Consider the following 15,018-nt stretch of genomic DNA (forward strand, 5'->3'; position numbering starts at 1 on the left):
AGCTGCCGCGCCTCCGTGTGACGGAGTGTCGCGGCAGTTCGGTGCCGGGCGCTGTGCATCGTGTTTCACGTGAAACGTCGCTCACTGCTGCAGGGCATCATCAGCCGGGGCCGCGCTGCGGCCGAACCCCGCGACCGAAAGCCTCTCGGCTCACTCGACAGGGGAACAGAGTTGTCCACAAAGGTGGATTTCTCCACAGAACCCCAGGCCTCACTGGTTCACGACCCCGAAGGCATGGGAGGCTCTGTTCACTGCGAGCCTGAAGTCGAGGAGAGTGAATCCTTGCGGTCCGACGCCAACATCGCGGGACCGATGACCGATCCGGTCCCCGGTCCCCGAACCGAGTCGATGGGGGAGGATGTTTCACGTGAAACCCCACCCCCGATGGACGACACTCCGATCGGTCGCGCCGCCCAACTGGCGGTAGAGGCTCTGGGACGAGCCGGGGAAGGGCTTCCACGTCCCGAGCAGACCCGCGTCATCGTGGTCGCCAACCAGAAGGGCGGCGTCGGCAAGACGACGACGACCGTCAACCTTGCCGCCTCCCTGGCCTTGCACGGCGGTCGTGTCCTGGTGGTCGACCTCGACCCGCAGGGCAACGCCTCCACCGCGCTGGGAATCGACCACCACGCCGAGGTCCCGTCCATCTACGACGTGTTGGTCGAGGGCCGCCCGCTGGCGGAGGTCGTTCAGCCCGTCCCCGACGTCGAGGGACTCTTCTGCGCTCCCGCCACGATCGATCTCGCCGGTGCGGAGATCGAGCTGGTGTCCCTGGTGGCGCGAGAAAGCCGGCTACAGCGAGCGATCCAGGCCTACGAGCAGCCTCTGGACTACATCCTCATCGACTGCCCGCCCTCGCTCGGCCTGCTGACGGTCAACGCGCTCGTCGCCGGCCGGGAGGTCCTCATCCCGATCCAGTGCGAGTACTACGCACTGGAGGGACTGGGACAGCTGCTTCGCAACGTCGACCTGGTGCGGGGGCACCTCAACCCCGCTCTGCATGTGTCGACCATCCTGCTCACCATGTACGACGGCCGGACGCGTCTCGCGTCGCAGGTCGCCGAAGAGGTGCGCACCCACTTCGGCGACGAGGTGCTGAGGACGAGCATTCCCCGCTCGGTCCGCATCTCCGAGGCGCCGAGCTACGGGCAGACGGTGCTGACTTACGATCCTGGATCGAGCGGTGCCCTCTCCTATCTTGAGGCGGCCCGAGAGATCGCGCTGAAGGGCATCGAGGTCAGCTATGACGCCAACCATGCTCATATCGGCGCCCAGAACAACCCGAGCACGGTGGAGGGGATCCAGTGAGTGAAAAGCGGAGGGGGCTGGGGCGTGGGCTAGGCGCATTGATCCCTGCGGCTCCTACAGAGAAGTCGACGGCGTCTGGAGCACTGGGAAGTGGGGGCCACACCTCCCCTGCGGCTGTCCCGGTTCTGACGACCGACCGTGGAGTGGCCGCGGCGAAGGTGGCGACGCTCCCTGTTTCACGTGAAACAGAGGAGTCGCTGCCCAGCAGCCCCGTGGCGCCCCCCGCGCCTCCCCTGGGCGCCCACTTCGCTGAGATTCCTCTGGACGACATCACGCCGAACCCGCGCCAGCCGCGCGTGGTCTTCGATGGTGACGAGCTCCAGGAGCTGGTCACCTCCATCAAGGAAGTCGGACTCCTCCAGCCCGTCGTCGTACGGCAGCTTGGACCGGGCCGCTACGAACTCATCATGGGCGAGCGCCGCTGGCGCGCTTGCCGTGAGGCGGGGCTGGAAGCCATCCCGGCGATCGTGCGCGCCACGGACGACGAGAAGCTCCTTCTGGACGCCCTCCTGGAGAACCTCCACCGGGCTCAGCTCAACCCGTTGGAAGAGGCGGCCGCCTACGACCAGTTGCTGAAGGATTTCAACTGCACGCATGACCAGCTGGCTGACCGCATCGGCCGCTCCCGGCCGCAGGTCTCCAACACGCTGCGCCTGCTGAAGCTGTCGTCCGCGGTTCAGAAGCGTGTGGCTGCCGGCGTGCTCTCGGCGGGCCATGCCAGGGCGCTGCTCTCCGTGGAGGACTCGGAGGAGCAGGACCGGCTGGCGCACCGCATCGTGGCCGAGGGGCTGTCCGTGCGGGCCGTCGAGGAGATCGTGACCCTGATGGGCGCTCGGCCGCAGAGGGCTCAGCGTCCCAAGGGGCCGAGGGCCGGCGGGCGCGTCGCCCCGGCGCTCAGCGAGTTGGCGACCCGGCTCTCGGACCGCTTCGAGACAAGGGTGAAGGTGGAGCTGGGGCAGAAGAAGGGCAAGATCACCGTCGAGTTCGCCTCGCCGGAGGACCTTGAGCGGATCCTCAGCACTCTCGCTCCGGGCGAGAGGCTGGCCCTTCAGAAGAGCATCCTGGAGAGCGAGCCCGAGGGCGCGGAAGGCTGAGCTTTCGCTGTCACAGCCGGCGTCGCTCCAGAGAAGAGCGGGCCGTGTCCGATACCTGACGGACACGGCCCGCTCTTTGCTTTCGCGCCGTACCGAGGCCACCGCATCGTGGATACGATGCGTGAGGGTTGGCGCATTCACCGGGCAGCACCTCTGAGGGGGAGGCGGAGGCCATGCGAACGATGAGCCGGACCGGACTGGTGGGCGCGGGGCTGGGCCTGGGCGCGGTCGGAGGCTTCTTCGGCAGCCTGCTCAGAGAACGGAGTGCACTCACAGCCGCTCGCGATGCCGCGAGCGAAGGAAGCGAGGAACAGCCTTCATGGGGCGTCGGCTCGTACCGCTCACGCTGGACAATCTTCAGGACCTCCCCCAGCGTTGCCGCTCGTGCGTCTTCTGGGAACTCGACCCTGTCACCGGTGAGGCCGCAATAGGAGCGGGCACAGCCGCCCGGGAGAAGGAGGCCTGGATCTCGGCGGTCCTGCTGGACTGGGGATCTTGCGGCCGGGTCGTCTACGTCGACGAGGTCCCGGTGGGCTTCGTGCTCTACGCACCGCCCGCTTACGTCCCCCGCTCCACCGCGTTCCCCACGAGCCCCGTCTCACCCGACGCCGTGCAGCTGATGACCGCGTTCATCGTTCCGGGTTATCAGGGCCAGGGACTGGGCCGGGTGATGGTGCAGACGGTCGCCAAGGATCTCCTGCGGCGGGGATTCAAGGCGATCGAGGCGTTCGGGGACGCCCGCTGGAAGGAGCCCGGCTGTCTGCTTCCGGCTGACCATCTGCTCGCGGTCGGGTTCAAGACGGTCCGCTCCCATCCTGCCCACCCTCGGCTGAGACTGGAACTGCGTACGACGCTCTCCTGGAAGGAAGACGTGGAGATGGCTCTCGACCGGCTGCTGGGGGCGGTGCAGAAGGAGCCGGCGCTGAGACCGCTGTGAGCAGTTCAGCGGTCGAACCCGATGGTGGCGGAACAAGCGAGTGGGCCGACCCTCCAGAGGGTCGGCCCACTCGCTTGTTTCACGTGAAACATCAGCCGTCTGTGTGACGGCCTGTCGTTCACTCGGCGATGAAGTCCTCGAGGTCGCGGACGATCGCGGCCTTCGGCTTGGCACCGACGATGGTCTTGGCGACCTCGCCGTTCTGGTAGACGTTCAGCGTCGGGATGGACATCACGCCGTACTTGGCAGCCGTACCGGGGTTCTCGTCGATGTTGAGCTTGACGACCTGGATCTTGTCGCCGTACTCGTTGGCGATCGCCTCGAGGGACGGAGCGATCTGGCGGCACGGACCGCACCAGGCGGCCCAGAAGTCCACCAGGACAGGCTTGTCGCTCTTGAGGACGTCCTGCTCGAAGGTGTCGTCGGTCACGTTCTTGAGGTCGGCCACGGAGGGCTCCTTTAACTGATGTGTGCGGTGGGGCGGTGGGGAGGTCAGACGGCGGCGGTCTTCTCGGGCTCGGCCTGCTCCTCGTCCGCAAGGGCTGCGAGGAAGCGCTCGGCGTCCAGAGCGGCGGAACAGCCGGTGCCGGCCGCGGTGATCGCCTGGCGGTAGGTGTGGTCGACCACGTCACCGGCGCCGAAGACACCGGTCACGTTCGTCCGGGTGGAGGGCGCGGCGACCTTCAGGTAACCCTCTTCGTCCAGGTCGAGCTGGCCCTTGAAGAGCTCGGTGCGCGGGTCGTGGCCGATCGCGATGAACAGGCCGGTGACCGGCAGGTCGGAGAGCTCGCCGGTCTTGAGGTTGCGCAGCTTCAGGCCGGCCAGCTTCGGGTCGCCCTGGATCTCCGCGACCTCGCTGTCCCAGATGAACTTGATCTTCGGGTCGGCGAAGGCGCGCTCCTGCATCGCCTTGGAGGCGCGCAGGGTGTCCCGGCGGTGGACGATCGTCACGGACTTGGCGAAGCGGGAGAGGAAGGTGGCCTCCTCCATCGCGGTGTCGCCGCCGCCGATCACGGCGATGTCCTGGTCCTTGAAGAAGAAGCCGTCACAGGTGGCGCACCACGAGACACCGCGGCCCGAGAGCGCGTCCTCGTTGGGCAGGCCCAGCTTGCGGTGCTGCGAGCCGGTGGCCACGATGACGGCCTTGGCCCGGTGGACCGTGCCCGAGGTGTCCGTGACGGTCTTGATCTCGCCGGAGAGGTCGACGGAGACGATGTCGTCGGGGATCAGCTCGGCACCGAACCGCTCGGACTGGGCACGCATGTTGTCCATGAGCTCCGGGCCCATGATGCCGTCCTGGAAGCCGGGGAAGTTCTCCACCTCAGTGGTGTTCATCAGCGCGCCGCCCGCGGTGACGGCGCCCTCGAACACCAGCGGCTTCAGCGACGCGCGCGCGGTGTACAGGGCCGCCGTGTAGCCGGCGGGCCCGGAGCCGATGATGATCACGTTACGGACGTCGCTCACGGCTTGATTCCTCGTCTCTGGACTGCGTCGGTCGACCGGTGGGAGCCTCTCTGAACTCTCACCCCACCCAACGGATCCTAAGGGGCGTGCATTCCCGGTGTGGCCGGGCACACGGAGGGGCCGACACCGTAGGGGATACCACGCATGACGCAGACGAAGCCTGATCGGTCAGGGCCGTGTATAGGAGTCCTTCAAGAGGATCTTGGCCGCACCGACCGACGGATCCTTCCGGCAGGTCGCGTCCATGAGATAGGCGGTGACCCGCGTGCCGTCCGAGGCGTCCGGCAGTACGACGAGCAGAGCCTCTTTGCCCTGGTAGGTGCCTTCCTCAAGGGCGAGGACGGAGTCGCTCCGGCCGATGCCCTGCTGTACGCATTCAGGGACCGTGGGCTGGTGGAAAACCCGAGGACTGTTGACGCCGGGCTCGTCCTGGACGCCCATGCTGTGCGGAGTCCGCGATCCCTGGGAGCCGGCGAGGAGATTCGTCACCTGCTGCTCCAGCTTGCTCGCGGAGAAGGTGTCCGCAGCGGTTGTCCTCTGTTCTTGTGGCGCGCTGCCAGGCCCGTCGGTCCCCGTGAGGGCCGGGACCAGGATCGCGCCGAGTCCCACGGCTGCGGCGAGGGCGGCGCCGAGGACGACCGCCTTACGGCGCCCGGTCCGTTTGCGTTCTTTACGGCCCGGGCCGGTGCCGGTGCCGGTGGAGCGGGCGCGCCCGGCGGGCCGGGAGGGCGATGTTTCACGTGAAACTCGCGTGACGCCTTCGTGGAGAGTAGTCGTGTCCGGCTCCGACTGGCGTCCGGTGTTCAGCGGCGCTTCCGCGGCGAGCGCGGCCTCGATGCGGTGGGCCACATCGTCCGGCATGGGCGGAGGTGCGGGCAGCGTTCCCAGCAGACCGCGGATCTCGTCGAGCGACGCCTCGACCTCCGCGCAGAGTTCGCACGCGTCCAGATGACGGCGGAGGTCGGCGCTGCGGGAGGGGGACAGCAGCCCCTCGGCGAGGTCGGAGATCTCCGCGACATCCGGGTGCCCGGCCGTGTCCGTCGATGTCACGTTCGCCCACCTCCGCCCTTCACAGCAGCTGAATCGCCGTTCCCGGCGCTGTCCGGACCCTCACCGCGAGTGTCCGCTGCCGGTGGGACGGATGCCCCCTGCGCCCGGTTCCGTCCCGCCTCCGTTTCTCTGTAGCGGCCGGACCCCTCGGGCCGCAGGTGAGTGAGGAGCGGCAACAGCCTGGCTCTGCCGCGGGCGCACCGGCTCTTCACCGTGCCGGTCGGCACGTCGAGCACGCGGGCGGCTTCGGCGACGGGGTAGCCCTGCATGTCCACCAGGACGAGGGCGGCGCGCTGGTCGGGCGGAAGGGTGCCGAGGGCTTCGAGGAGCTGGCGGTGCAGATCGTTGCGCTCGGCGGGGGCGGAGGCCGACTCATGGGGCTCCAGCAACTGTTCCAGGCGCTCGGTGTCGTCGACCGGAGAGGTCTTGCGGGAGGCCGCCTTGCGGGCCCGGTCCAGACAGGCGTTCACGGTGATGCGGTGCAGCCAGGTCGTGACGGCCGACTGACCGCGGAACGTGTGAGCGGCCCGGTAGGCGGAGACAAGGGCGTCCTGGACCGCGTCAGCGGCCTCTTCCCGGTCGCCGAGGGTCCGCAGGGCCACTGCCCACAGCCGGTCCCGGTGCCGTCGAACGATGTCAGCGAAGGCGTCGGGGTCGCCCTTCACATGGCGGGCGAGGAGGTCCTGATCGCTGACGCCGTCGAACCCGGCGGCTTCCCCCATAGGACCACCTCCCCTCCATGAGATCTCAGCCTGTGAACTTCACATCCGTGATGGCCTGCTTGTAGCCGGCCTGACTGAATTCGTCGGGCCCCGACTTGGGCACCGCGGTGATCCAGACCAGAACGTACCGCGTCTGCACCGGCGTTTTGGCGGAGATCTTCAGTTCCTCGCCCGAGGTCGTCGCGTCGGCGATCTTCTTCATGGAGCTGAGGGATGCCGACGACGACAGAGAGTCGGCCGCGTACAGCGATGCCGAGGTCCGGTCACCGCCGTAGTAGAGCCCTATGTCGGCGGCGGACACGCTTTGCTTCGACCCGAGGTCGTACACGAGGCCCACGCCCTCCTTGAAGGGGGCCAGCACCGGGCCTCCGGTGTAGGAGTACGTACGCCAGTAGGTGGAGCTGTCGCCGTCGTAGGTGAGCTTCGCGTCCTCGGCGTGCTGGGGCTTGCCGTCCGGGTAGTACTCGGCGGCGTCCTTGATGCTGAGCGGCCGGACGGGCTTGGGCGCGGGAGTGCCCTTGTCGCCGCCGTCCGTCGTCTGCGTCTGGTCGGTTTCCTCGGACTTGTTGTCATGGTCCATCAGGGCGTCCGCGAGCTGCCAGCTGCCGAGGCCCAGGGCGGCGATGAGCAGAGCGGAGACCGCCCACTTCAGGGCCCGTCCGGTGCGGCTCTGGAGCGGGGGCGGCAGTGCGGTCACAGCCCGGGTGGCGCCAGGGTGCGGCGCGGGACGGCCGTACGTCCCCTGCTGGTACGTCGTGCGCTGGTAGTCCGGCGGCGCGGTGAACGAGGGCTCCGGCGGGCGGATGCGGGGCATCTCGCCGATCGCCTTCACCAGCTCCTCCGGCGTGGTGCACGCGGCCTCGTGCCGGGACGCAGTCGCGCCGTCGTTGGCGAAGGCACGCATCGCGAGCTCCGACAGACCCCGGTGGACGCCGGCCCGCACCTGGTCGGGGGCGATGAGCCCGACGTCCTTGGGCAGCCCGGACAGGCCGAAGGCGTCGTCCTCGTACGGCCAGCGCTGGGTGAGCGCCGCGTACAGCAGAGCACCGATCGCCTCGGTGTCGGTGCGCTGAGGACTGTCGGAGGAGACGCCCCGCAATGCCGCGTTCACGGCGAGACCCCGGATACGCCACTGGCCCGTGGACGTGCGCAGCACGGCGTTGGGGTTCAGCCGCAGATGGGCCAGGCCCTCGCGGTGTGCGGCGGCCATGGCGGAGGAGATCTGGCTGACCATCTGGTAGGCGTCGTGCGGCTCCAGCGGCCCGGAGGCGAGGAGCGTGGTCAGCTCGATGGCGTCGGGGAGCCATTCGTGGACGACGTAGACGAGGGCGTCCTCCTCTACGGCGTCCAGCACCTGGACGAAGCGGGGATCGCCGAGCAGCGCGGAGGAGCGAGCCGCCGCCAGCACGGAACGGGCCCTGGTGTGGTTCGCGGGCAGGACGTGCACGCCGACGGCACGCCGGAGTTTCTCGTCGACCGCGCGCCAGCTGCTGAACCCGTCCAGGCGGGTGACGCAGTCCTCGAGACGGTAGCGTCTGGCGAGTTTGTGGCCGCTGTGCAGCTCCAGCGGTGAGGCCTCCTCGGGACGCTCCGCCCCGTCGCTTCCCTGTGCCTCGTCCCTGTCCGTGTCCCGCTCCCGGTTCTTGGCCACCCCGTCGGCCGTGGACTGGTCCGCCTGCGCGGTCAGCGGCTCGTCACCGCTGTTGTCTGCCACGTCGACGGCAGCCGTAGTCCGTTCCGCCACCGTCGTTCCTGCCTCCCCATTCGTTGCGCGCCGTGCGACCTCGTGCGCGCCGTCCGACGCCGAACCCAATTGTGCCCACAGTCCGTCGCTATGCACGACACGCGGCGGCGGACGATGGTTGTGCGCCTACCCCCGGCCTCAGCGCCCAAGGCGTCCGCGCACCATGCCGACGAGGGAGTTGAGCTCCTCGATGCGCATGCGGCGGGCCGCGACGAAGAAGACGACGAGCAGGACGGCCCCGCCGGCCAGCAGCGAGGCGAGGGAGCCGAGGACGCCCTTGCCGAGCGTCTGGATGATCCCATAGCAAGCCGCTCCGCTGAGCAGTGCCGCCGGAACGGAGGCGATGCACAGCCGGGCGTAGGTGCGCAGAACGTGGGATCCGTCGAGGTCACCGCCGAGCCGCTTGCGCAGGCGGTTCCACGCGACGCCGACACCGATCGCGTACGCCAGGCCGTAGGCGGCGGCCATGCCGGCCACCGCCCATCGGGCAGGCAGGACGAAGTAGCAGACGGCCGAGGCGCACGCGTTCACTGCGGCCACGATGACCGTGTTGTAGAAGGGGGTGCGGGTGTCCTCATACGCATAGAACGCGCGCAGGACGACGTACTGCACGGAGTACGGGATCAGGCCGAGGCCGAAGGCCATCAGCATGAAGCCCATGTTGGTGGCCTCGCCGGTGCCGGACGAGCCGAAGATCAGGGTGCACATCGGGATGCCGAGGGCGAGGAAGCCGAAGGCGATCGGCACGATGGCGACGGCCGTGGTGCGCAAGCCCTGCGAGATGTCGTCCCGGACGGCGCCAGCGTCGTCCTCAGCCGCAGAGCGCGAGATGCGCGGCAGCAGTGCGGCCATCAGGGAGACGGTGATGATGGCTTGCGGCAGCCCCCAGATCAGCTGGGCATTGGCGTAGGCGGCGAAGCCCGTGCCGTCCACGGGCGAGGCCTTTCCGGCCGCGGTCGACAACTGGGAGACGACGATCGCTCCGGCCTGGTTGGCGAGGACGAACAGGAAGGTCCACTTCGCGAGCGTCACGGCCTTGCCGAGGCCGTGGCCCCGCCAGTCGAAGCGCAGGCGCAGCCGGAATCCGGTTTCGCGCAGGTAGGGGATCATGGCCAGCGCTTGGACGACCAGGCCCAGCAGGACGCCGACACCGAGAAGCCGCTGGCCCTCGGGCGGGATCGACGTGACCTTCATGCCGGAGTCGGCCGCGGTGCCGTAGACCCAGATGAACATCCCCAACGTCACGATGATGACGATGTTGTTCAGGACCGGCGTCCACATCATCGCGCCGAACTTGCCGCGGGCGTTGAGGATCTGCCCCATCACCACGTGGATGCCCATGAAGAAGATGGAGGGCAGGAAGTAACGGACGAAGGTGACGCCGACCTCGTTGGCCGCCGGGTCGCTGGCGACCGGGTCGGACAGAGCGCGGATGAGCAAGGGGGCGGCGGCGACGGCGGCGACCGTGAGCCCGCCCAACGCCACCATGACCAGGGTCAGCAGACGGTTGGCGAATGCCTCACCGCCGTCATCGTCCTCCTTCATGGCGCGTACCAGCTGCGGCACGAAGACGGAGTTGAGGCCGCCGCCGACGGTCAGGATGTAAATCATGGTCGGCAGCTGGTAGGCCACCTGGAACGTGTCGCCGAGGAGGCCGACGCCGAGCGATGAGACGATCAGGGCCGACCGGATGAATCCGGTGAGGCGCGAGACCATCGTGCCCGCCGCCATCACCGCGCTGGACTTCAGCAGTCCCGCGGCGCGGCCGCCCTTCTTTCCGGCCGGGGCGGCCGGGGCGGGCGACGGGGCCGCGGCGGGGGTGGCGGTGAGGTTCATGGTCTCCTCGACCGCGAGCGACGGTTCCGCCGCTGCCGGCGCGGGGGGAGTCGCCGGTCCGGAGCCGCCCGGCGCCGTGGCCGGCCCGGGCACGGCCGGAGAGTCCGTGAACGGGCGGGAGCCGCTCTGCTGCTGGTCCCGGAAGAGATGTGCGAACGCGTCGGGTTCGTGCCGTTCCTCGCCGGAGTGGGTGACCAGGTCGTCCACTCCCACGAACTGCGTGGTGCGGGGGTTGTCGCCGTACGGCAGGTACTGGGTGGCACTCGCGGGTTCGGGAGCCGGCGTCTGGGCCCATACGCGCGGGTCGGGTGCGTACGGGGACTGCTGTGGCTGCCCGTACAACGGCTGCTGCGGCTCGTGGGCGCCGGGCGGCGGCGGGGGGTGGGCGGCGCGGTCGTAGAGCGCCTCAGCCACCGGATCCTGCGCGCTGAGGTCCTGGGAGCGGTACGGGTCCTGGTCGAAGGCGTCCTGAAGGTACATGTCCGCGGGGTGCTGCGGCGGCACCTGGCCGTGCTCGGGCGGCGGGCCCTCGGGGTGACCCGAGCTGCCCGCGGCCTGGCCGCGGTCACCGTCGTACGGCGCGTTCATGGTTACCCCACCTCATCGTCCCGGGCCGACCGGCCACGACATCCTCAACGGTCCACTCTCTCACCCGTCCCGGACGGGTCGGTGCTTTCCGCTGCGGTGTCCAGCGTCCCGTCACTCGGCTGCACCGGGTCGTCCGCCCCGGACCGTACACCCGTCTCATCGGCCTCACGGTCTCCCGCAACGGCCGGGCTGCCGGGCTCCTCGGGGGCTTCTTCCCCGTCGCGTGCGTCTTCCTCGGCCTCCCGGGCCGCGGCGCGCTTGCGCTGGGTGTACATGCGGAAGCCGGCCAGCACGAGCAGCAGCACACCGCCACCGATGACCAGCATGACGGTCGGCGTGATCTCGGTGACCCGCACGTCGAACCTGACAGGGGCGCCGTACTGCCGACCGTCCTCGGTGTAGAGCTGGGCGACCACGGACGTCTTGCCGTTCACGTTGGCGGACGTGGTGAACTTCACCGTCGTGCTGTGCCCGCCGGAGACCTCGATGCGCTGCTCGGAATAGTCGTCGCCGACGATCTCCAGTCGCGTCGCGTTGGTGGACGTGAGCCGCAGCACCAGGTGGTCGACGCCCTGCACCAGGTTGTTCTGCACCGTCACGGGGATGGTGGCGCTGCGCCCGGAGAGCTTGGTCTCCGACTTCTGGATCAGCTTGACCTGGCTGGTGAGCGTTGTCAGGTAGGTCTGCACGTCCTTGCGGAAGGAGCGGGCCGCCGTGGGCCGTCCCCGCCATGACGTGGCCATCTCGCGGTTGATCGCGCGCCCGAAGGGCGTCACCACCCGCGACTCGTCGGTGAGGATCAGCTCGAAGTTGTCGAGCTTGGCCTGGGTGGCCGCCATCCGCTCGAAGGCGGAGCGGGGCAGTTCCTGCTTGCGCAGGGCGGTGGGGTATTTGGACTGCGCCGGAACCCTGGTGGTGGCGGCCGGATCAGGCTTGGCCGAGGCCGCCGCCGTCAGTTGCTGGGGCTGGGACCAGGTGCCGCTCTGCAGCGCGGTCACCGCTTCCGCCATCGCCTGCGCCTGGCTCGCGCTGGGCATACGGGGCGGGGCGACGACGATGCTGCGCTGCTTTCCCGTCTGCAGGCTCAGCGCGAGGCTCTGCGCGAGGAATCTCTGCACGGCGAGCGTGGACGTGGAGGCCCGCGTCAGATCGCCCTGGAACGCCGTCGACAGCGCTGCGTCCGCGACGACCGCCGTGGTGCCGCCTCCGATCGGCCGGGCGGCGGAAGGGGTGTACGTCAGGCCGTTGGTCTCCCGCAGGCTGTCGCTGCGGGCGATCACCTTGTCGGCGCCGGCGGAGGTGGCGACCTTCACGATCGACGGGTCGACGGCTCCCTCCGCGGGCCAGGCGAAGTCCGTGCTCGGAGTCACGTGGAGCACGGTCTCCACCGTGGTGGCCGCGACGTCGGTGGCCGCCTTGAGCTGGTTCAGCGAACCGCTGACGCCGGTGCCGTCATGCGCGAGGGAGGCCAGGTCGGGGTCGCCGAAGGGAAGGGCGACGACCTCCTTGCCCTGCACCGCGTCCTGCAACTCGGCGAGCCACCGCTTGGCGATCGCCTGGTGGGTGCCGGCTGTGGGGGCGTCGAGGCCGTTCTGCACGTTGTAGCGGTCGGCCATGGCGTCGACGGACGCCAGCAGGTCGGGGTCGATCACCCAGGTGACGTCGAGGGACTTGCCCAGGCTCACGAGCTGGTCGAGCCGGCCGCCGGGAGAGATCTCCTTGGCGAGGTCGTCGTCGAGGAAGACCGGAGTCTGCTGCTCGTCGGAACCGGTCTGAGCGGTCATGTGGACGGAGGAGATCAACGGCCACAGCACGGTCGTGCGGGTCGCGGTGGCGGTGTCTTCGGGGTGCCAGGGCAGGAACGTCCGCTGGACGCCCAGGACCTGCCCCCACGGCCGCGCGGCGGTCTCGCCCGAGAGGGAGACGCTCAGCGGGTAGACCCCGTCGGCCTTGAGCTTGAGCGCGGCGACCGGCACCGAGATGCTGAACGGCTCGGCGACGCCGGGGGTCAGCCGGTCGAACTCGGCGACGTACTTACCGCCCACCGCGGCTCCGGCGTCCGCGCCGGCGAGGTCCTCGGCCCGGCCGGCGGTGCTGTCGACGGCCGAGCGGGTCGCCAGTGGAGCCCCGACCCGCAGATCGACCTGGGCTTCGGTGACCGCCTGCTTGCCGTTGTTGGTCACGGTGCCGGACACGGTCACCGTGTCGTCGGCGGTGGGTGCGCCAGGTGTGAGCGAGTCCACGGCGACGGCGACCGATCCGGCGCCGGAGGCGTCCTTCACGGAGTCCTGTGCGGCCGCGTGTGCGGCGGGAGCGGGCAGCTGGAGAAGACCGGCCAGCAGAGGCGCCGCCGCGAGCAATGCTCCGGTGCGGCGCAGCCACCGGCGGGCAGGTGAGGGAGTCGTCCCCGGGATGTCTGCCGCCTCGGCCACGTGCTCGTCCGTCCCTCGTCGTCAGTGGTCGTCAGTGGTCGTCGGAAAGTGCGTCCACGCATGGTAACGATGCGCGCTGAGGGGAAGTGCCGCGGACCGCTTCACAAGATCGGGAAGAACGGGCGGGCGTCCACTGTGCGTACAAAGGGAGAGAGGTGGGAGTGTACGCCGGGGAAGCCGACTTTGCGCCGGCCCGAGCGAGTTGTCCCTCGCCGTAATGCGGGCGCTTCGGGCTCGCCCGGCCACGTACCCTCTTCTGTTGTGCCGAACGCCAACGAAGACAACCTCAGTGCCCTGAGCCAGGTGCAGCACCGCGCGGTCGACGAGCTGCTGCGGGTCGCCCCTGTGGCCGACGATCTCGCCCGCCGCTTCCGGGAGGCCGGGTTCTCCCTCGCCCTGGTCGGCGGCTCGGTGCGGGACGCGTTGCTCGGCCGGCTCGGCAACGACCTCGACTTCACGACGGACGCCCACCCCGAGGACGTTCTCAAGATCGTCCGACCCTGGGCGGACGCCGTCTGGGAGGTCGGGATCGCCTTCGGCACCGTCGGGGCGCAGAAGAACGCCCGCGTCGGGGAGGTCGAGCGAAACTTCCAGATCGAGGTGACCACCTACCGGTCGGAGGCCTACGACCGCACCTCCCGCAAGCCGGAGGTGTCCTACGGGGACTCCATCGAGGAGGACCTGGTCCGCCGTGACTTCACCGTGAATGCGATGGCGGTCGCGCTCCCCGAGAAGGAGTTCATCGACCCCCACGGCGGCATCGGCGATCTCGCGGCGGGCGTGCTGCGGACCCCGGGCACTCCCGAGGCTTCCTTCTCGGACGACCCCCTGCGCATGATGCGCGCCGCCCGCTTCGCCGCCCAGCTCGACTTCGAGGTCGCCCCCGAGGTCGTCGCGGCGATGAAGGAGATGTCGGGCCGTATGGAGATCGTCTCCGCGGAGCGGGTCCGGGACGAGTTGAACAAGCTCATCCTGTCCGCGCATCCGCGCAAGGGTCTGACCTTGCTGGCGGAGACCGGACTCGCCGAGCACGTCCTGCCCGAGCTGCCCGCGCTGCGGCTGGAGAGTGACGAGCACCACCGGCACAAGGACGTCTACGAGCACACCCTGATCGTCCTTGAACAGGCGATGGCGCTGGAGGAGAACGGTCCCGACCTCACCCTCCGGCTGGCGGCGCTTCTGCACGACATCGGCAAGCCGCGCACCCGTCGTTTCGAGAAGGACGGCCGGGTCTCCTTCCACCATCACGAGGTGGTCGGGGCGAAGATGACGAAGAAGCGCATGACCGCGTTGAAGTACTCCAACGAGCTGGTGAGGGACGTCTCACGTCTGGTCGAACTCCACCTGCGCTTCCACGGGTACGGCACCGGGGAGTGGACGGACTCCGCGGTGCGGCGCTATGTGCGGGACGCGGGGCCGCTGCTCGACCGTCTCCACAAGCTGACGCGCTCGGACTGCACCACCCGCAACAAGCGCAAGGCGACGGCGCTCTCGCGTGCGTACGACGGGCTGGAGGAGCGAATCGCCCAGCTGCAGGAGCAGGAGGAGCTGGACGCGATCCGTCCGGACCTGGACGGCAACCAGATCATGGAGATCCTCGGCGTCGGGCCCGGCCCGGTCATCGGCAACGCGTACAAGCACCTGCTGGAGCTGCGGCTGGAGAACGGGCCCATGGAGCGGGACGCCGCAGTGGCTGCGCTCAAGGAGTGGTGGGCCGAGCAGAGCTGAGCAGGGAGCGGGGGTGTGTTTCACGTGAAACACACCCCCGCTCCACAGACGGACGGGGCGGTGTTTCACGTGAAACACCGCCCCTCTGCGCTGACGCGCTCTCCGCTGTGCTTCT

At 69.3% G+C, this 15,018-nt stretch carries 11 protein-coding genes; 4 read left to right on the forward strand and 7 right to left on the reverse strand.

Annotation, left to right across the window (positions count from 1 at the left end; all coding sequences use genetic code 11):
* The first annotated feature begins 234 nt into the window (after positions 1-234).
* The 3 genes from ACIOC0_RS09130 to ACIOC0_RS09140 all read left to right on the forward strand — a co-directional run bounded on the left by ACIOC0_RS09130 (position 235) and on the right by ACIOC0_RS09140 (position 3,339).
* Entirely contained in the window at positions 235-1,308 is a 1,074-nt protein-coding gene (locus ACIOC0_RS09130) for a ParA family protein (RefSeq protein ID WP_402153961.1), read from the forward strand.
* Positions 1,305-2,402 carry a ParB/RepB/Spo0J family partition protein gene (locus ACIOC0_RS09135; RefSeq protein WP_402153963.1) on the forward strand — a complete coding sequence of 366 codons (1,098 nt, stop codon included), beginning with the start codon at positions 1,305-1,307 and terminating at the stop codon, positions 2,400-2,402. Before ACIOC0_RS09130 ends, ACIOC0_RS09135 begins: the two co-directional genes overlap by 4 nt.
* 319 nt (positions 2,403-2,721) lie before the next feature.
* The gene (locus ACIOC0_RS09140) at positions 2,722-3,339 is read left to right on the forward strand and encodes a GNAT family N-acetyltransferase (protein WP_130439152.1); all 618 of its coding nucleotides are present in this window, start codon (positions 2,722-2,724) and stop codon (positions 3,337-3,339) included.
* 118 nt (positions 3,340-3,457) lie between these two features.
* On the opposite strand, the gene trxA is transcribed toward ACIOC0_RS09140, so the two are convergent.
* From trxA to ACIOC0_RS09175, 7 genes are all read right to left on the reverse strand, one after another.
* A complete protein-coding gene (gene trxA / locus ACIOC0_RS09145; RefSeq protein WP_351094193.1) occupies positions 3,458-3,787 on the reverse strand; it encodes a thioredoxin in 330 nt (109 codons plus the stop codon).
* A 44-nt stretch (positions 3,788-3,831) separates the two neighbouring features.
* Entirely contained in the window at positions 3,832-4,803 is a 972-nt protein-coding gene (trxB, locus tag ACIOC0_RS09150) for a thioredoxin-disulfide reductase (RefSeq protein WP_402153965.1), read from the reverse strand.
* A 168-nt stretch (positions 4,804-4,971) separates the two neighbouring features.
* Positions 4,972-5,853 (reverse strand): anti-sigma factor family protein, encoded by an 882-nt coding sequence (locus ACIOC0_RS09155; protein WP_402153967.1) that lies wholly within the window; start codon positions 5,851-5,853, stop codon positions 4,972-4,974.
* Positions 5,850-6,575 (reverse strand): RNA polymerase sigma factor SigM, encoded by a 726-nt coding sequence (gene sigM / locus ACIOC0_RS09160; RefSeq protein ID WP_402153968.1) that lies wholly within the window; start codon positions 6,573-6,575, stop codon positions 5,850-5,852. Before sigM ends, ACIOC0_RS09155 begins: the two co-directional genes overlap by 4 nt.
* Before the next feature lie 25 nt (positions 6,576-6,600).
* Positions 6,601-8,319 carry a protein kinase family protein gene (locus ACIOC0_RS09165; protein WP_402153969.1) on the reverse strand — a complete coding sequence of 573 codons (1,719 nt, stop codon included), beginning with the start codon at positions 8,317-8,319 and terminating at the stop codon, positions 6,601-6,603.
* Between the two features lie 138 nt (positions 8,320-8,457).
* Positions 8,458-10,743, reverse strand: coding sequence for a murein biosynthesis integral membrane protein MurJ (gene murJ, locus ACIOC0_RS09170; protein ID WP_402153971.1), 2,286 nt, complete (start codon positions 10,741-10,743; stop codon positions 8,458-8,460).
* Between the two features lie 44 nt (positions 10,744-10,787).
* A complete protein-coding gene (locus ACIOC0_RS09175; protein ID WP_402153973.1) occupies positions 10,788-13,175 on the reverse strand; it encodes a DUF6049 family protein in 2,388 nt (795 codons plus the stop codon).
* A gap of 261 nt (positions 13,176-13,436) precedes the next feature.
* Between ACIOC0_RS09175 and ACIOC0_RS09180 the strand changes: the two genes are divergently transcribed.
* Positions 13,437-14,903: a CCA tRNA nucleotidyltransferase gene (locus ACIOC0_RS09180; protein ID WP_402153975.1), complete on the forward strand. Its 1,467-nt coding sequence runs from the start codon at positions 13,437-13,439 to the stop codon at positions 14,901-14,903.
* Positions 14,904-15,018: the final 115 nt, after the last annotated feature.

The organism is Streptomyces sp. NPDC088254, from assembly GCF_044740925.1.
Lineage (GTDB): Bacteria > Actinomycetota > Actinomycetes > Streptomycetales > Streptomycetaceae > Streptomyces.